Source organism: Dyella japonica DSM 16301, from assembly GCF_001010355.1.
Classification (GTDB): Bacteria; Pseudomonadota; Gammaproteobacteria; order Xanthomonadales; family Rhodanobacteraceae; genus Dyella; species Dyella japonica.
Genome location: NZ_JPLA01000006.1, coordinates 50,749 through 68,633 on the forward strand (window position 1 = coordinate 50,749; position 17,885 = coordinate 68,633).

15 protein-coding genes and 1 pseudogene are annotated in these 17,885 nt (G+C 64.2%); 6 read left to right on the forward strand and 10 right to left on the reverse strand.

Going from position 1 to position 17,885, the window contains the following annotated elements; translation table 11 throughout:
* Positions 1-309 precede the first annotated feature (309 nt).
* The 6 genes and pseudogenes from galU to Y882_RS02820 form a co-directional block, all read right to left on the reverse strand.
* Positions 310-1,182 (reverse strand): UTP--glucose-1-phosphate uridylyltransferase GalU, encoded by an 873-nt coding sequence (galU, locus tag Y882_RS02795; RefSeq protein WP_046970355.1) that lies wholly within the window; start codon positions 1,180-1,182, stop codon positions 310-312.
* A complete protein-coding gene (locus Y882_RS02800) occupies positions 1,183-3,078 on the reverse strand; it encodes a polysaccharide biosynthesis protein (protein WP_046970356.1) in 1,896 nt (631 codons plus the stop codon).
* Positions 3,065-4,096: an MraY family glycosyltransferase gene (locus tag Y882_RS02805; RefSeq protein ID WP_046970357.1), complete on the reverse strand. Its 1,032-nt coding sequence runs from the start codon at positions 4,094-4,096 to the stop codon at positions 3,065-3,067. Before Y882_RS02805 ends, Y882_RS02800 begins: the two co-directional genes overlap by 14 nt.
* 7 nt (positions 4,097-4,103) lie before the next feature.
* A pseudogene (locus tag Y882_RS02810) lies at positions 4,104-4,706 on the reverse strand (lipopolysaccharide assembly protein LapB); the annotation flags it as partial.
* Positions 4,613-5,281, reverse strand: coding sequence for a LemA family protein (locus Y882_RS02815; RefSeq protein ID WP_046970358.1), 669 nt, complete (start codon positions 5,279-5,281; stop codon positions 4,613-4,615). The pseudogene Y882_RS02810 and the gene Y882_RS02815, both read right to left, overlap by 94 nt.
* A gap of 148 nt (positions 5,282-5,429) precedes the next feature.
* On the reverse strand, positions 5,430-5,804 hold the full coding sequence (locus Y882_RS02820) for a diacylglycerol kinase (protein ID WP_046970359.1): 375 nt from the start codon (positions 5,802-5,804) through the stop codon (positions 5,430-5,432).
* A 232-nt stretch (positions 5,805-6,036) separates the two neighbouring features.
* Between Y882_RS02820 and Y882_RS02825 the strand changes: the two genes are divergently transcribed.
* The 3 genes from Y882_RS02825 (at position 6,037) to Y882_RS02835 (ending at position 9,627) form a co-directional block, all read left to right on the forward strand.
* Positions 6,037-7,569 (forward strand): peptide MFS transporter, encoded by a 1,533-nt coding sequence (locus Y882_RS02825; RefSeq protein WP_046970360.1) that lies wholly within the window; start codon positions 6,037-6,039, stop codon positions 7,567-7,569.
* A gap of 120 nt (positions 7,570-7,689) precedes the next feature.
* Positions 7,690-8,964: an ATP-binding protein gene (locus Y882_RS02830; protein ID WP_046970361.1), complete on the forward strand. Its 1,275-nt coding sequence runs from the start codon at positions 7,690-7,692 to the stop codon at positions 8,962-8,964.
* A 99-nt stretch (positions 8,965-9,063) separates the two neighbouring features.
* Complete coding sequence (locus tag Y882_RS02835) at positions 9,064-9,627, forward strand: response regulator transcription factor (protein WP_046970362.1); 564 nt, start codon at positions 9,064-9,066, stop codon at positions 9,625-9,627.
* 95 nt (positions 9,628-9,722) lie between these two features.
* Here Y882_RS02835 and Y882_RS02840 read toward each other — a convergent pair whose 3' ends face one another.
* Positions 9,723-10,757: an isoaspartyl peptidase/L-asparaginase family protein gene (locus tag Y882_RS02840; protein WP_244466180.1), complete on the reverse strand. Its 1,035-nt coding sequence runs from the start codon at positions 10,755-10,757 to the stop codon at positions 9,723-9,725.
* Positions 10,758-10,991: 234 nt separating this feature from the next.
* Here Y882_RS02840 and Y882_RS20850 point away from each other — a divergent pair, with 234 nt between their 5' ends.
* Both Y882_RS20850 and Y882_RS20260 read left to right on the forward strand, forming a co-directional pair.
* Positions 10,992-12,350, forward strand: coding sequence for a 3-oxoacid CoA-transferase (locus Y882_RS20850; RefSeq protein ID WP_046970363.1), 1,359 nt, complete (start codon positions 10,992-10,994; stop codon positions 12,348-12,350).
* Positions 12,351-12,434: 84 nt separating this feature from the next.
* On the forward strand, positions 12,435-14,654 hold the full coding sequence (locus tag Y882_RS20260; protein ID WP_162207384.1) for a reprolysin-like metallopeptidase: 2,220 nt from the start codon (positions 12,435-12,437) through the stop codon (positions 14,652-14,654).
* A gap of 4 nt (positions 14,655-14,658) precedes the next feature.
* Here Y882_RS20260 and Y882_RS02855 read toward each other — a convergent pair whose 3' ends face one another.
* The 3 genes from Y882_RS02855 to Y882_RS02865 form a co-directional block, all read right to left on the reverse strand.
* On the reverse strand, positions 14,659-15,582 hold the full coding sequence (locus tag Y882_RS02855; protein WP_244466182.1) for a sensor histidine kinase: 924 nt from the start codon (positions 15,580-15,582) through the stop codon (positions 14,659-14,661).
* An 84-nt stretch (positions 15,583-15,666) separates the two neighbouring features.
* On the reverse strand, positions 15,667-16,398 hold the full coding sequence (locus Y882_RS02860; protein ID WP_046970365.1) for a response regulator transcription factor: 732 nt from the start codon (positions 16,396-16,398) through the stop codon (positions 15,667-15,669).
* Positions 16,399-16,509: 111 nt separating this feature from the next.
* The gene (locus Y882_RS02865) at positions 16,510-17,127 is read right to left on the reverse strand and encodes an arylesterase (protein ID WP_046970366.1); all 618 of its coding nucleotides are present in this window, start codon (positions 17,125-17,127) and stop codon (positions 16,510-16,512) included.
* Here Y882_RS02865 and Y882_RS02870 point away from each other — a divergent pair.
* Entirely contained in the window at positions 17,126-17,872 is a 747-nt protein-coding gene (locus tag Y882_RS02870; RefSeq protein ID WP_244466184.1) for an ABC transporter ATP-binding protein, read from the forward strand. The genes Y882_RS02865 and Y882_RS02870 overlap by 2 nt on opposite strands.
* Positions 17,873-17,885 lie beyond the last annotated feature (13 nt).

Here is a 17,885-nt window from a genome sequence, read left to right on the forward strand (position 1 = left end):
TTCATCCAATGAATACGACTGGGGACACTGTCATCGATTCGAGACGCGCAATCGATCAGAACATTCCGCGGGCAAGCCAATCCCGGCGCAGTCAGGTGCGCCAAAACGCCCGCCTCTTGCGAAGCGGACTGAACATCACCGGCTTACCCCACGAACAGCTTGCTCGCCAAAGATGGCAAAGCGCGGTAAGGATTCTGGCATGGTTGCGTCAGCGACGCATGGACGCTGCCCGCCCTTTGAGAGTCTTCCGGAGCCGCCTTGCGCGGGGCCGGACGAGGTACCGGCCAAAGCCGGTACCTCGGACAAAGATCAGAGCGTGGCCATGATCTCGCGCACGACCGGCGCAAGCTTGGGATCCTGCAAGGCCATATGCATGGTGGCGCGGACCAGGCCGGCCTTGTTGCCGCAATCGAAACGCGTGCCTTCGAAGCGGTAGGCCAGCACGTCGCCCTGCTCCTTGAGCAAGGCATCGATGGCGTCGGTCAGCTGGATTTCGCCGCCAGCTCCGGGCGTGGTCTGTTCGAGCAGCTGGAAAATGCGACCCGGCAGCACATAGCGGCCGACCACGGCCAGGTTCGAGGGCGCATCGGCCGGCTTGGGCTTCTCCACCATGTGGCGGATCTTGGCGCTGCGCTCGTCGACCTTGGTGGCGTCGACGATGCCGTACTTGTCGGTGTCGCTGTGCGGCACTTCTTCCACGGCAATGACGCCGGCGTTGGCCGACTGGGCGAGCTCGGCCATCTGGCGCAGTGCGCCCTTGCCCTTGTTCCAGATCAGGTCGTCCGGCAGCACCACGCCAAAGGGCTCGTCGCCCACCACCGGCTTGGCGCACAGCACCGCATGGCCCAGACCCAGCGCTTCGGGCTGGGTCACGAAGATCGCGCGCACGTGCTTGGGCAAGGTGCCCTGCACCAGCGCGAGCAATTCGTCCTTGCCCTTTTCCTGCAGCTTCGCTTCCAGCTCGTAAGCCTTGTCGAAATAGTCGGCGATGGCGTGCTTGTAGCGGTTGGTGACGAAAATCAGCGTGTCCGCACCGGCATCCACCGCTTCATCGACGGCGTACTGGATCAAGGGACGATCCAGTACCGGCAGCATTTCCTTGGCAACCACCTTGGTCGCCGGAAGAAAACGCGTGCCGAGACCGGCGACAGGAAACACGACCTTGCGCAACGGCTTACTCACTCACTTCTCTCCTGATTCATTACGACGCAGCGCCACCACGTTATCCGTCTGCACCGATTCGCTCCAGCGGAACGACGGCAGCAGATGGGAGACGCATTGACGCAGCGTATCCTCGTCGTAAGCCACCACAGCATCCGCTGCCTTGGCCATCTGCGTATTGAGCAAATCCCATTTCACCGGACGGTACTGCGCAAGAAAGATCTTCGCGTGCGTCGTCTCGATGTAGTTCTCCAGCGGATGGAACAGCTCCTCGAACAGCTTTTCGCCGGAACGCAATCCGGTGTAGACGATGGGGATCTCGGTGCCCGGCTTGCGACCTGCCAGGCGGATCATCTGCTCGGCCAGATCGCGGATCTTGATCGGCTCGCCCATGTCCAGCGCAAAGATTTCGCCGCCCTTGCCGATGCTCGCTGCCTGCAGGATCAGCTGGCAGGCCTCGGGAATGGTCATGAAGTAGCGGGAGATTTCCGGATGCGTGATGGTCAGCGGACCGCCGTTGCGGATCTGCTCGCGGAACAGCGGCACCACCGAACCTGCCGAATCGAGCACGTTGCCGAAACGCACCGTGATGAAGTGCGTATTGGAATGCTCGTTGAGGTTCTGGCACCAGATTTCCGCCAGGCGCTTGCAGGCGCCCATCACGCTGGTCGGGTTGACCGCCTTGTCGGTGGAAATCAGCACGAAGGCTTCCACCTGGTGGCGATCCGCCAGGTCGGCCACGTTGCGCGTGGCCAGCACGTTGTTGCGGAACGCGGCGCGCAGCTGGCCCTGCAACATCGGCACATGCTTGTAGGCCGCGGCGTGGAACACCACCTGCGGCTTGTATTCGCCAAACAGCTTGCGCATCGCGGCGACATCGCCGCAATCGGCCAGCACGCCTTCGAAGATCAGCTCCGGATACTCGGCGCGCAGCTCCTGCGAAATCCGGTAGAGATTGAATTCGCAGTTGTCGACCACGCACAAGGCCTGCGCGCCGAGGCGAGCAACCTGGCGGCACAGCTCCGAACCGATCGAACCACCACCGCCCGTCACCAGCACGCGACGGCCGGTGAGCGTGACGCGGATGGCCGTCCAATCCAATTCCACCGTGTCGCGACCGAGCAGGTCCTCGATGGCGACCTCTTTGATTTCGTTGAAGTGCGCGCGACCGGAAACCACGTCTTCCAGCTTGGGCACGGTGCGATACGGCAGGCCGCTGAGATCGCACAGTTCCACCACCCGGCGCATTTCCTGGGTGGTGGCGCCAGGCATCGCGATGAGCAGCATCTGGGCGGCCACTTCGCGTGCCAGCTCGGGAATCTGGTCGATGCGACCGAGTACCGGGCGACCATTGATGCTGGCACCGCGCAGGCTTTCCTTGTCGTCGACAAAGCCGACCACGGTGAAGCCGTTGTCGCGATGCAGATCGCGCGACAGCGCCTCGCCGGCACGATCCGCACCGACGATCAGCACGCGTTGCGCCGGCTTGGCCTGGAACAGGTCGACCCGGCTGTCCTTCCAGAAGCGATAGGCCAGGCGCGGCGTACCGAGCAGTACCGACAGCACCACGGGGTACACCAGCAGCACCGAGCGCGGCACGTCGGCAAGACGGTTGTAGAGGATGAGCACGGCCGCGATGGCCAGCGCGCCGATGATCGCCGCGCGCAGGATGTTCCACAGATCAGGCAGGCTGGCGAAGCGCCACACGCCCTTGTACAGGCCGGTCCAGCTCAGCACCGCGCCCTGCACCAGCAGGACCAGCGGAAACTCCAGCGCGTGGAAGCTGATCGCCGCGTTGTCGATCATGGCGTAGCGCAGGGCCTTGGCGATCCACCACGCCAGTGCCGCCATCAGCAGGTCGTGGAGGACCACGGCCGTACGCGGATGAATGACACCGACCCAATTACGTAGCGACATGTCGACCCTTGTCCAAAACACGCCGCAGGCAACGGCGCTTCATGAATATCCAGACGGCGGTCGCTATCAGGTAGGTGCCGATGAAGATCGGTACCGACCATCCTGGCCGGGCCCATGCGAGGAGCGCCAAGGGCGCTGCCACCAACACGTTCCAGACCAGATAGCACGCCCCTCCCGTGGCATGCGTGAAACCACTGCGTACCATCCATTGGTACAGGTGTTCACGGTGCGCAGTGTACCAACGGCGGCCACTGACCATACGAGCCAACAGAGTAAGGCTAGCGTCCGCTACAAAAGATGAACTGAGGATCAAAGCCGGCCACAGTAAGTGCCATTCGACCCGCCAGAGCGTTGCGGTCAGGGCGAAAATCAGCAATCCCATGGTGCCGCTGCCCACATCTCCCATGAAAATGCGGGCCCGGGGCCGGTTGTAGACCCAGAAACCTGCCGCCGCGCCGGCCAGGCAGGCGCATGCCGTCGCCAAGGCCAGCTGGGCTGCGGCACAGGCCAGCAGGGCCAACCCCACCCCGACAAAGATCACCTGCTGGGCCAGCAGGCCGTCGATGCCGTCCATGAAGTTGTGCAGGTTGATGCTCCAGCCACCGGCCAGCACCAGCACCGGCAGCCACCACCACGACATGCCGGTGATCGCCAGCGCGGCCGCCACCAGGCCGGCCGACAGCAGCTGGATCGCAAAGCGCGGCAGTATCGGCAGCGAACGATGGTCGTCCCACCACCCCACTGCCGCGACCAGCACCGTGGCCACGGCCAAGGCTGCCACCACGGCCGGCGGCAGTGCCCCCGGCAGCAGGATGAGGCTCGGCGGCATCGTCAGCAGTACCGCCACGACAATGCCGATGCCACCGCCGCGAGGCGTGGGGATCGTATGGGAACGACGTTGCCCGGGCATGTCCATCATGCCGCGGCGATGCGCGTAGGCGATGGCGCCGCGCACGACCACCATCGCAATCACCAACGCAGCCAGCACCATCCCTATCGCCAGCGTAGCGGGAGTCATCCGTGCCTCATTCGTTGGCGACGCCGTGGATGGGGCGGATCGTGCTCCAGTTCTTGCAGCTGGGGCACTGCCAGTGGTGCGCTTTGGCGCCGAAGCCGCAACGGCTGCAGCGATACATGGCCTGGCCCTCGAGCAGCTTCTTGGTGAGGTCGCGCAGGATCAGGAAGTTTTCGCGCGCCTCGCCTTCCATCTTGTCCATGGTGGCGTCGATCAAGGCCATCAATCCGCGCACCGATGGGCGCTGGCGCAACTGCGACGTGAGAAATTCAACCGCGGTGCGCTCGCCATCGCGCTGCTGATACAGACGCGTCAGCGCCAGCACCGGCGAGATGCCGTGATAGCGCTCCAGGATGTCGCGCATGAAGTGCTCGGCGTGCTCCATCTGCTGCGAGCGTGCATAGCTGTTGAGCAGCGGCGGCAGGATTTCGGGCACGAAGGCGATGTCGGCCTCGACGGCATGCTCATAGGCCTTGGCCGCTTCGGCGTGCTGACCCTCTTCGGCGTATAGACGTCCGGTCAGCATGAAGGCACGCACGCAATCGGCCTGGCAGGCAAACGCCTGGCGCAGATATTCGCGTGCTTCCTGGCGGGCGCCGTGCTGCCGAAGTCGACCGTCGGCGCGGTGGAAATGGCCTTCTCGTTCTCCACCGAGAAGTTCGGCTTGACCTGATAGCCGAACATCTTCGCGGTGAGGTTGTTGGGGAAGGTGCGGATCATCGAGTTGTAATCCTGCACTTCTTTCACGTAGCGGTTGCGCGCCACGGTGATGCGGTTCTCGGTGCCTTCCAGCTGTGCCTGCAGGTTCTGGAACAGACCATCCGCCTTGAGGTTCGGATAGTTCTCGCTGACCACCATCAGGCGCGACAGCGCGCTGGACAGCTCGCCCTGCGCCGCCTGGAACTGCTTGAGCTTCTCGGGGTTGTTCAGATCGTCGGTGGTCAGCTGCGTGCTGCCGACCTTGGCGCGCGCATTGGTGACCTCGGTAAGCACGCGTTCTTCGTGCTGGGCATAGCCCTTCACCGTATTGACCAAGTTGGGCACCAGGTCGGCGCGACGCTGGTACTGGTTGAGCACCTCGGACCAGGCCGCCTTCACCGACTCGTCCTGGCGCTGGATGGCGTTATATCCGCAGCCCGAGAGGCCGGCGGCGACCAACAGCAAAGCGAGGACACGAAGAAGTTTCATGGGGGTGCTCCAATCCGGTGGAGGGCCCATTGCAGCATTCCGCATGTGACGGCGCAATCTTACGGAATCTTAGACCCGCCTGGCGTCTGGCCGAGCGTTCATTTCCCTTCACCGTCATTCCGGCGCAGGCCGGAATGACGGGGCAAGATCAACCCACCCAGCGCGGCCACAAAATCAGGCCCCAGCTCAGCGCCGTCATCGTCAGCAGCAGGAACACCGCCGCCGAACCCATGTCCTTGGCGCGGCCGGCCAGCTCGTGGAATTCGGGGCTGACCTTGTCCACCACCGCTTCCACGGCCGAATTGAGCAGCTCGGCCGACAGCACCAGCACCGGCGGCAGGATCAGCGCGATCTTTTCCAGCGGACCGTTGCCCAACCACAGGCCCAGCGGCACCAGGATCACGGCGATGCCTACCTCCATGCGGAACGAGGCCTCGTGGCGCCAGCCCGCCTGCAGGCCTTTCATGGACCACTTGAAGGCGTTCCAGATTTGCCGGGGCCCGCGGAAACCAGTAGCGGCCATGGTGTCGTCCTCTGTGAGATTGCGGCGTGGCCGCGCCCGTGCCCGACGGGCATAAGACCTCGATTTTGCCATATCGCCCGACGGGCGGGCAGGCCGCAGGTTTCTGCATGCGGCAGTGCAACGTCAACTGAATGAATGTTGGGTTACCCTTGCCCACTTTGTGACCCAAGTCAGGGGTTACGCGAGCCGGCCGCCCCGCGGCCGTTGTTAGAAACGCAGTACGGACTATTGAATGGCAATCCAGAATCCACCGGTCTCGCAGACCCGCTCGTTCAGCACCGTGTTCCTGATCGAGATGTGGGAGCGCTTCGGCTTCTACGGCATGCAGGTGTTGATGGTCACCTACATGATGAAGAAGCTCGGCTTCATCGATACCAAGGCCAACCTCGTATGGGGTGCGGCCGCTGCCCTGATCTACGCCACGCCCGCCATCGGCGGCTGGGTCGGCGACAAGCTCATCGGCACCCGTCGCACCATGGTCACCGGCGCGGTCGTGCTCGCACTGGGCTACGCGATGCTGTGGATTCCCTCCAATGATCCGACGCTCACCTATGTGTCGCTGGGCGTGATCATCGTCGGCAACGGCTTCTTCAAGCCCAATGCCGGCAACCTCGTGCGCAAGATCTACGAGGGCGACGATGTGCGCATCGACAGCGCGTTCACCATCTACTACATGGCGGTCAACGTCGGCTCGATGGTCTCGATGACGGCCACGCCCTGGATCCGCGACTACGTGGGCGCGCACTACGGCGACGCCATGGGCTGGCATACCGCGTTCGGCGCCTGCGCCGTGGGCCTGGTGCTTGGCCTGATCAATTACTCGCTGATGCATCGCACGCTGGCCCACATCGGCTCGCCGCCGGATGAGCAGCCGGTGCAGATGAAGCGTGTGCTGGCCCTGGTCGCCGCCTCGCTGGTGCTGGTGGTGGTGGCGGCTTTCATCCTGCAGAGCCTGCTCGCCGCCAAAATCTGCGTATACCTCGCCGGCATCGTGATCCTGGGGATCTTCGTGCACCTGATCCGCAACGCCGGCAAGGGTGAGCGCGCGGGCCTGATCGCCGCCCTGGTGCTCACCGTGCAGACGATTTTCTTCTTCATCTTCTACGCGCAGATGGCGACCTCGCTGAACCTGTTCGCTCAGAAGAACGTCAACCTCTCCTTCGACGTGTTCGGCGTCCACGTCTTCAACTGGATTCCCGAGCAGTACCAGAACCTCAACGCGATCTGGATCGTGCTGCTCAGCCCGGTGCTGGTGGCGATCTACAACGGCCTCGGCCGCGTGGGCAAGGATCCGTCGGTGGCGTTCAAGTTCGCGCTCGGCTTTGCCGCGGTGGCGATCGGCTTCTTCATGTACGGCCTCGGCGCCATGAGCGCCGTCGACGGCCAGGTGTCGTCGTGGACGATGGTCTGGGGCTACGGCTTCTACTCGCTGGGCGAGCTGCTGGTCAGCGGCCTGGGCCTGGCCATGATCGCCCGCTACGTGCCGGCGCGCATGGGCGGCTTCATGATGGGCGCCTACTACGTGGCCGTGGGTATTTCGCAGTACCTGGGCAGCGTGGTGGCCAATATCGCCGCCATGCCCGAGAACATCAGCAGCCCGGTCGAGTCGCTGAACATCTACGTCAGCCTGTTCAACAAGCTGGGCTTCGTCGGCATTGCCTGTACGGTGATCGCCGTGGTCATGCTGCCGCTGATGAACAAGCTTTCGCGCAGCCACTCCGAAGTGCATACGCCGCTGCCGGCCGTGCACAGCGAAGAAGTCTGATCCAACGCCACTCGCCCCGCTCGCCGGGGCGAGTTTTTATGGGCGGCCGCCAGGCGCAAAGTGACGCAGCGGCCCGCGTCTACGCCAGGCCTATGGCCCAAACCGGCTAACATCGCCGGCATGAAACGCGCCTCCACCCAGCAACGCATCGGCCCCCGCACCCTGTTCCGCAGCCTCGCCTGGCTGCGCATCTGCGCCATCGCCGGCCAGAGCACCGCCGTACTCGTGTGCGCGCTGTGGATGCACATGGATATCCCGCTGCTGCCGCTGATGGTAGGCATCGGCTTGCTCGCCGTGTTCGCCGTGTTCGCCGCCTGGCGCCTCACCCAGCCCTGGCCCATCCGGCAATGGGAAACCATCCTGCACGTGGGCGTGGACACGCTGGTGCTCGGTTATCTGCTGCATTTCACCGGCGGTGCCAGCAACCCGTTCATCACCCTGCTGCTGATCCCGATCGCGCTGAGCGCGGCGGCGCTGACCGTCAACGCAGTGCTGGTGGTGGCGGCGCTGGTCGGCGCGGCGTATGCGGTGCTGCTGTCCTGGTACGTGCCGCTGCCTGTGCCGATGCATTCCACCAGCGGTTTTTCACTGCATGTGCTGGGCATGGGCGTGAACTTCGTGATCATGGCCGTGCTGCTGGGCTTCTTCATCAATCGGCTGGCCCGCGCCGCACGACTGCAGCAACTGGAGATGCAGAAGGTGCGCGAACGCGCGCTGCGCGACGAAGGCATCCTCGCCATTGCCACGCAGGCCGCCGGCGCCGCGCACGAACTCAATACGCCGCTGTCGACCATGCGCACCCTGTTGCCGGAACTTCGCCGCGAGCACTCGGGCGACACTGCACTGGCCGAAGATCTCGAACTGCTGGAAGGCCAGGTGGATCGCTGCCGCACCATCCTTCGCGAGATGGTGGCGTTCGGCAAGGCGCAGCTGTCGCAGGAGCCCGAGCAGCTTACGGTCGACAAGTTCATCCACGGCTGCCTCGAACGCTTCCAGCTGCTGCGCCCGGAGGCCGACCTGGCCCTGGCGCTGGACCAGGAGGCCGCACGCACCGTGCTGCGTACGCCGCCGGGCCTGCGCCACGCCCTGCTCAACCTGCTGAACAACGCGGCGGACGCATCGGCCATCAACCAATCCCAGGCGGTCGCGCTCACCGTGCGGCGCGATGACGGCTGGCTGGAACTGATCGTGGCCGACCACGGCCCGGGCTTTGCCGACCCCACCGGCGAATTGTCCGAACTGGGCCGCTCGCACAAACAGAGCGGGCTGGGCATCGGCCTCGCCCTGGCCGAGGCTACCGCCGAACGCCTGGCCGGTGAGCTGATCGCGCTCAATACCGGGCACGGCGCCCAGATGCGCCTGCGCCTGCCGCTGGCGGTGATCGCCGCGTCATAATCGAGTGCGGCGGATAGCCACAGTGGCAGATGGCCACATGTGAATGCCTTGTCGCAGCGGCGAAAATGCACGCATCGGCACTGCGCCGAGGAGAGCAAGATGAGTGACCAGCAACTACTGATTGTCGACGACGACGCCACGTTTGCCCGCGTCCTGGCACGCGCGCTCAGTTCGCGCGGCTTTGAAGTGATCACCGCCAGCAACGCCGACGAGGCCCGCGCGCTCACCCGCCGCCACCAGCCCCGCTACTGCGTGCTGGACCTGAAACTGGGCGAAGAAAATGGCCTGCGCCTGATTCCCGAACTGCAGGCCCTGGTGCCGGAAATCCGCGTACTGCTGCTGACCGGCTATGCCTCCATCGCCACCGCGGTGGAAGCGATCAAGCGCGGCGCGCACGACTACCTGGCCAAGCCGGTGGATGCCGACGCCGTGGTGCGCGCCCTGCTCGACGGCGATACCACCGCCAGCGAAGACGACGTGATCGACGCGCCGGAAGCACCCCTGGCCCTGCGCCGCCTGGAGTGGGAACACATCCAGCGCGTGCTCACCGAGTGCGACGGCAATATCTCCGAAACGGCCCGCCGCCTGGGCATGCACCGCCGCACACTGCAGCGCAAGCTGAGCAAGCACCCGGTGCGTGAGCGGCCGGATAACGAAGAGTGAATAGAGCAGGAGTGAGAAATGAGAAGTGAGAAGTGAGAGAAAGCGGCATGTCGCTTTCTCTCACTTCTCACTTCTCATTTCTCACTCCTGCTCCATCACTCCTTCTTGTCGGCTGGCAACGGATCGGCCGTGCCGTCATCCTCATCGCCATAGATCGCCACATGCGGCACGCCGTCGGCGCCGATCCAGCCGCGGTACATGCCATCGGTATTGAAAGGCATGCTGACCGTGCCGTTCGCATCCAGCGCAATGGCGCCGCCATTGCCGCCCATCGACGGGATTTCCTGATTGATCACCTCGGCCGCCGCGCGACGCAGCGGCACACGCATCTGCGTCACCCGCATGCAGATCTCGTGCGCGGCCACGGTGCGGATGTAGTACTCGCCCCAGCCGGTGCCGGACACCGCGCAGCCGGAGTTGGCATAGGTGCCGGCGCCGATGATCGGCGAGTCGCCGACGCGGCCCCAGCGCTTGTCCGTCATGCCGCCCGTGGATGTACCGGCGGCCAGATGGCCTTGCGCGTCCAGCGCCACCGCACCGACCGTGCCGAAGTGTTTGGCCGTCTCTACGTCTGAGTGCTTCTCGTCGTTGGCGTCTTCCTTGAGCGCTTTCTGTAGCTGCTGCCAGCGCTCCTCGGTGCGGAAGTAGGACGGATCAACCAAGGTGATGCCGACCTGCTTGGCGAATTCCTCGGCGCCATCGCCCACCATCATCACGTGCTGGGATTTCTCCATCACCGCGCGCGCCAGCAGGATGGGGTTCTTCACCCGATGCACGCCTGCGATGGAACCGGCCTCGAGCGTGAAGCCGTTCATGATGGCGGCATCCATTTCGTTCTTGCCGTCATGCGTGAAGACCGAACCCTTGCCCGCGTTGAAGTTGGGGTCGTCCTCCAGCACCGTGATGGCCGCCGACACGGCATCCACCGCCGTCTTGCCCGCTTTCAACTGGGTGTAGCCGCTTTGCAGCGCCTGCGTCAGCGCCGCGCGTATGGCCTTCTCCCTGGCCGGGCTCATCTCGCGTTTGATCACCCCGGCGCCGCCATGGATCACCAGCACCGGCGAGGCCGCCTGGCTGGTGGACACGATGCCCAGCGCCGCAATGGCGACGATAAGACGGCTGAACTTCACGGACGACACTCCCCACCTCGTTGGCGGGGAGTATAGCCAGCCACCTCACCATGCTCATCCGGATGGTTGAAGCCTTGAAGATTGGGGGAAACGCCAAAATCGCGAGTGCCGAAAAAAGCGCCGTCGATGGCGCAGTTGAGCCATTCGCAGCGATCAGCGACCTTCGTCCAGCATGCCCGGTCACCAATCCGTCGTATCCTTGGCAGCTGGCTCTCCCTGCAAGAAGGCATCGCAATGGACAAGGTTTATGCAAGCGCAGCGCAAGCCCTCGACGGCCTGCTGTTCGACGACATGACGATCGCCGCCGGCGGCTTCGGCTTGTGCGGCATTCCCGAGAACCTGATCGGCGCGCTGCTGGCCGCCGGCACCAAGGGGCTCACCATCGTGGGCAACAATGCCGGCGTGGATGACTTCGGCATGGGTCCGCTGCTCAAGACCCGCCAGGTCAAGCGCGTGTATGCCTCCTACGTGGGCGAGAACAAGGAATTCGAGCGCCAGGTGCTGGCCGGCGAACTGGAACTGCACCTGGTGCCGCAGGGCACCCTGGCCGAGAAGCTGCGCGCCGGCGGCGCGGGCATTCCGGGCTTCTACACGCGCACCGCGTTCGGCACCAAGCTGGCCGAGGGCAAGGAAACCAAGGTGTTCGACGGCAAGGAATACGTGCTGGAGGAAGCCATCCACGCCGACGTGTCGATCGTGAAGGCGTGGAAGGGCGATCGCCTGGGCAACCTGGTGTTCCGCGAGACCGCGCGCAACTTCAATCCGATGATCGCCACCTGCGGCAAGCTCTGCGTGGCCGAGGTGGAAGAGCTCGTGGAGGTGGGTACGCTCGATCCGAACAACGTGCACGTGCCGGGCATCTACGTCGACCGCATCATCCAGGGTCCGTCGTACGAGAAGCGCATCGAATTCCGCACCATCGCCGGCGCCAACACCGGCAAGGAAAGCCCGATCCGCACCGCCATGGCGCAGCGCGCCGCGAAGGAATTGCAGGACGGCTTCTACGTGAACCTGGGCATCGGCATCCCGACCCTGGTGGCCAATTACATTCCGCCGGGCATGGACGTCACCCTGCAGTCGGAAAACGGCCTGCTCGGCATCGGCCCGTTCCCGGACGATGCGCACGTCGATCCGGATCTGATCAACGCCGGCAAGCAGACCATCACCGCCCTGCCCGGCTCGAGCTTCTTCTCCAGCGCCGAGTCGTTCGCGATGATCCGCGGCGGCCATGTGGACCTGTCGATCCTCGGCGGCCTCGAAGTGTCGTGCACTGGCGACATCGCCAACTGGATGGTGCCCGGCAAGATGGTCAAGGGCCCGGGCGGCGCGATGGACCTGGTCAGCGGCGTGAAGCGCGTGGTGGTGCTGATGGAACACACGGCGAAAGACGGCACGCCCAAGATCAAGAACCAGTGCGACCTGCCCATCACCGGCAAGGAATGCGTGGACCTGATCATCACCGACCTGTGCGTGTTCTCGGTGGAGAAGGGCAAGGGCATCACCCTGATCGAGCTGCACGACGGCGTGACGCTGGACGAAGTGAAGTCCCGTACGGGCTGTGCCTTTGCCGTGGCACCTGCACTGGACGGCTGACAGGTTTCTCGCCACCATCTCCCCGGTCATAGGGCCCGCGTTCTGCGGGCCAATCGACTATGACGCGTCCAAGGGGGATTGTTCATGCGCAAGTTGTTCTTTGCACTGCTGGCTCTGGCCGGCAGCGGCACTTGTATGTCCGCGACACCCGAACTAGTCAGGCAGATCACGAAGGACAAGAGTTTTCTGCAGGGAACGGAGCGGCTTTTCCCGACGGACATCCGGACGGACATCGGGCCGACCGCGCTGGCCGAGGGTGGCATGTGGATCACCACGCCTGACGGTGAACGAATGTTCGCCAGGACGGTGCGACTGGATCCGAAGCGCGCCGGCAACCAAACGTGGATCGGCAAGGTGTCGACCACGGGCGGCGAGCGCAGCGTGGTCATCACCTTTGGCCCTGACGCGGTGTTCGGCTCACTCCTTACTCCCGACGGCAAGCCGCTGCGGCTGATTACGCAAGGCGGCAAAACCTACCTGAGCCGCAAGGACGAGTCCGTTGTTGCCGCCCGAGCGCTGCAGTCGCCGGGCACGGCGCCCGCGATCGACTACGTTCTGCCGCCCAAGGTGCAGCCGACGGCGGCAGATAACGCAAGAACCCAAGCCGCCATGCAAGCGTCGGTCGCGATGGCCAGCGCGGGGGCTGGCACGGGGCCAACCATCGATGTGCTGCTGGGCTATACGCCGGGCATGGTCACCCAGCTGGGCTCCGAATCGGCCGTGGTCACGCGCCTCAATTACCTTGTCGCCGTTGCCAACCAGGCCTACAGCGACAGCCAGGTCAGTGGTCGCGTCAGACTGGTGGGGACCATGCAGGTGACCTATCCCGACAACGGAGACGACCAGACCGTCCTTGCCGACCTGGTGAACGGATCGGCCAGCGGCCCGCTGGCCAGTCTGCGCGCTCGGCGGCGCACTCTGGGTGCCGATCTGGTCAGCCTTGTACGCCCGTTCTCGTCCACAGGCCAGGGCGGAGGCTGCGGTCTAGGCTATCTCAATGGCTCGGGTGGCCAGGTATTCAGTACTGCCGATGCCCCTTACGCTTACTCGACCATAGGTGATGGTAACGACGGGAACTACTACTGCCTGGACGTTACCCTGGCGCATGAAATGGGCCACAACATGGGCCTGGCTCATGACATCGATGACAGCACGGGGGCCGGGGCCTTCCCCTATGCCTACGGCTGGCGCCAGACGTTGGCCAGCGGAAGCTTCTTCACGATCATGGCCTACGGCACGGACAATCAGCAGTCGGTGCCTTATTTCGCCAATCCGTCCATCAATATTTGCAATGGCAACTCCTGCGGCAATGCAACGCAGGCGAATCAAACACTGGCGCTCAACCAAACGATGCCCATTGTTGCCGCATTCAATGGACCCGGCGGCCCCGAGATCGACCTCGACGGCGACAACTCCGCCGACCTCCTCCTGCAAAGTCCCACCACCGGACAATACGCGTCGATGTTGGTGCAGGATGGCTGGCCTGAAGGCGGAAAGGTCATCTCCGTAGCCGCCGGCTATCACATTGCTGCCGTGGGTGACCTGGACGGGAATGGCGCCACCGATCTGGTCTGGACCAGTGCCGCCAACGACCTTTATTTCTGGATGAACAACGGGTCGAACCAGTTCACCTCCGTCAGGGGACCCAATTATCCCGCTGGCTGGACACTCATTGGCACCGCGGACATCAATGGCGATGGCATGGCTGACCTCCTGTGGGTCAACAATGCCACCCATCAGTTCGGCTACTGGCTAATGAACGGCACCCAGCAGGTAGGTCTGAGAACGATGAACGTGACACCGGGCTACTACGTGGCGGCTACCGGTGACTTCAACGGAGATGGCAGTACCGACCTGGTCTGGACCAGCAGCGCAGGCGATTTGTACTTCTGGTTGAATAACGGCTCGGGCTCCTTTACCAGTGTCCGCGGCATGGACTATCCGGCAGGCTGGAAGCTCGTGGGCGCCGCTGACATCAACGGCGATGGACTGGCCGACCTGATCTGGACCAATGACAGTACACATCAGTTCGCCTACTGGACGATGAGCGGCGCGACCCGCACTGGCTACAGCATCCAGTCCATCAGCCCAGGCTACCGGATCGTGGATATCGACAAGTTCACTTCGGGGCTCGCCAGCATCGTGTGGACCGATTCATCCAATAATCTCTATCTGTGGATGAACAACGGCGGCGGCAACTTCGATATCAGCCGGATGGGAAGCTACCCGGCTTCGAACGGCGGCTTCTATTGGGCCTACCCCACGGGCTGGAACGTAGTCTCCAACCTGATAAGCGCGCCATAGCGGCTTAGCCGCCTATGGAGGGTTGCGATTCGGGGAACCGGATGCGCGCGATGTGACGACGTCCTTCGCGCGTTTGCAGTTCCAGCGGCCAATGGAAGCGCTCGCTGATGCGCTGCGCGATGGCCAGTTCGAAACCGTGCCGGTTCGCGCCGTGCGTGGGCAACGGTTCGCCGCGATGCGACACCGTCACCACGCCCGGCAGCACGGCGATCACCACCGTGCCGCCTTCCGCCTGCTGGCAGGCGTTGCGGATGAGTTGCCAGCACAACACCGCAAACACGCGCGGCGAACCGTGCAATACGAAGCGCGCCGGCTCTTCCAGTTCGATGCTGATGGGGCGCCCTTCGAGCATCTCCATCACATCGGGCAGCTCGTGGCGGATCACGTCGTTGACGACGAAGTCTTCCTCGGTCAGTCCGTTGTCCGATTCGCGGGCAAGGATCAGCAGCGCTTCCACCAGGGCTTCCATTTCGCGCGTGGAACGCTTGATGCGCTGGACCGAGCGTTGGCCGAATTCGCCCAGCGACGCATCGTCGGCAAGCATATCGGCGGACATCTTGATCACGGTGAGCGGGCTGCGCAGTTCATGGCTCGCATCGCGGGTGAAATTGCGCTCGCGCTGGTTGTAGCCGGCAATGCGATTGGCGAATCCGTAGAGGCTGCTGGCCAGCGTGGCCACGTCGGCATCGGTGCGTCGCGGCAGCTGGTCCGGGCGCCAGCCGTCGAGGCCAGTGGATTGTTCGTCCCAGTCGCTGACCGCCTGGGCAAGCCGACTCACCGGCGCCCACTGGCGCCGCGCCGCAAACCAGGAGAGCGCACTGATGATCACGATGAGCACCAACACCGCGCCCACTGGAGCGACGTTGTAGAAGCCCATCAGGCACACGATCACGATGGCCAGCAATTGCAAGCCAAATATGATCGCCATGCGTCGATGAAACAGCCCGCGCCGGAACGCCCGCGCGGGCTGCGCACTACCCCTGCTGGCCATAATCAACTCATGCTTGCGCGATCATGCCGGCTGCGAGGCAGATGCCACCTCCGACTCGAGATCGGCAAGGCGATATCCAGCGGAGTGGATGGTGTGCAGCAGGGGGCGGTCGAAGGGTTTGTCGATCACGCGTCGCAGGTTGTAGAGATGGGAACGCAAAGTGTCCGAATCGGGCAGCGTATCGCCCCAGATCTCGCGTTCGATGTCGCGCCGGCTGACCACGCGCGGCGATTCGCGCATCAGGATCGCCAGCAGCTTCAGGCCGATCGGCGAGACGGTGAGCTCCTGCCCGCCGCGCACCAGTCGCAGCGTGGCGGTATCGAGCGTCATGTCGCCCACGGTGAGGATTTCGGTGGAGACCTGTCGACGGTCGCGGCGAATGAGCGCACGCAGGCGTGCTTCCAGTTCGCGCACCTCGAAGGGCTTCACCAGGTAATCATCGGCGCCCGCCTCAAGACCCACCAGCTTGTCTTCCAGTGTGTCGCGGGCGGTCAGCATCAGCACCGGCGTCGATTTCTTCGCATCGCGGCGCAGCTTGCGGCAGACGTCCAGGCCATCCATGCCCGGCAACATCAGGTCGAGCACGACCACGTCATAGCTGTTGGAGACGGCCAGATGAAGACCGCTGACGCCATCGGCGGCATAGTCCACCGAATAGCCGCGCCGTTCGAGAAATTCGCCGACCATTTCAGCGATCTGGCGGTTGTCTTCAACCAGAAGGATTAGTCCTGCCTGTTCGTCGCGCGAGCTCATCCGTACCTCCTGAAGCTGATTTCACAAAGGTGAACAGCTAACGACCGGCGTCGTGAGGGTCACGTGAAAGAACAGGGGCCCGGTTCACACGCGGTTGTGATTATCCTCACGCTAACGCAACAGTGGCGCCAGTCCCTTCCACACATTGTCGAGCACCATGGGCTCGCCGGCCGCCACGGGATGCAGGCCGTCTTCCTGCATCAGCTCGGGCCTGAGGGCCACGCCGTCGAGCAGGAACGGCACCAGGGCGGTGTTCTTGGTCCTGGCCAGGTCGGCGTAGATGGCGCGCAAGCCGTCGCGGTACTGCGGCCCGTAGTTGACCGGCAGCTCGATGCCCAGCAGCAGCACGCGCGCATGCGCCTGCTGGCCGGCATCGATCATGGCCGCGAGGTTGTCCTTGAGCTGGGCCAGCGGCAGGCCGCGCAGGCCGTCATTGGCGCCCAGCTCGATCACCAGCACCGCGGGCCGGGCCTTCTCCAGCAAAGCGGCAAGACGATTTCGACCACTCAATGACGTTTCGCCGCTGATGCTGGCATTGACCACTGTCCAACCCGGCTCCATCTTGGTGAGACGGTCGCCGAGCAAATGGACCCAGCCGGCCTCGACCGGAATGTTGTGTGCAGCGGACAGCGAGTCGCCCAGCACGAGTACGGTTTTCGGCGGGGCCGCCTGGGCGGTGCCGACGACGGCACCCCACAGCACGACCAGGCTACATAGGAAACGACGCATGAGTGGTAATGCCTCCGCTTTGTCCAAGAGTCCATCAACGGACTCCAAGGGTGTCCTGCTGGACGCGATCGATGTTAGCAAGTCGGTGCAAGGGCCCGAGGGCCGCCTCGACATCCTCACCGGTGTTTCGCTGCAGGTACGCGAAGGCGAGAGCTTCGCCATCGTCGGCGCCTCGGGCTCGGGCAAGACCACCCTGCTCGGCCTGCTGGCTGGCCTGGATACCGCATCAAGTGGTCATATCGCGCTCGATGGCCATGCACTTGAGCGCATGGATGAAGAAGCGCGCGCGGATATCCGCCGCCGGTTGGTCGGTTTCGTGTTCCAGTCGTTCCATCTGTTGCCCGCGCTCACCGCCGAAGAAAACGTGATGCTGCCACTGGAGCTGGAAGGGCGCGACGACGCGCGCGCCCGTGCCCGCGAAGCGCTGGAAGCGGTCGAGCTGAGCGCACGCCGGCGCCACTATCCGGCGCAGCTCTCCGGCGGCGAACAGCAGCGCGTAGCCATCGCCCGCGCCTTCGTGCATAGCCCGCGCCTGCTGTTTGCCGACGAACCTACCGGCAACCTCGACCAGCGCACCGGGCAGCATGTCTGCGATCTGCTGTTCTCGCTCAACCACGATCACCAGACCACCCTGGTGCTGGTGACACACGATCCCAAGCTCGCCGCACGCTGCTCGCGCCAGGTGACGCTGGACAGCGGCCGCGTGCTGGTGGCGCCCCGTGCCCCAGCGGCGGTGGCGCCATGACGGGGCGGCACGC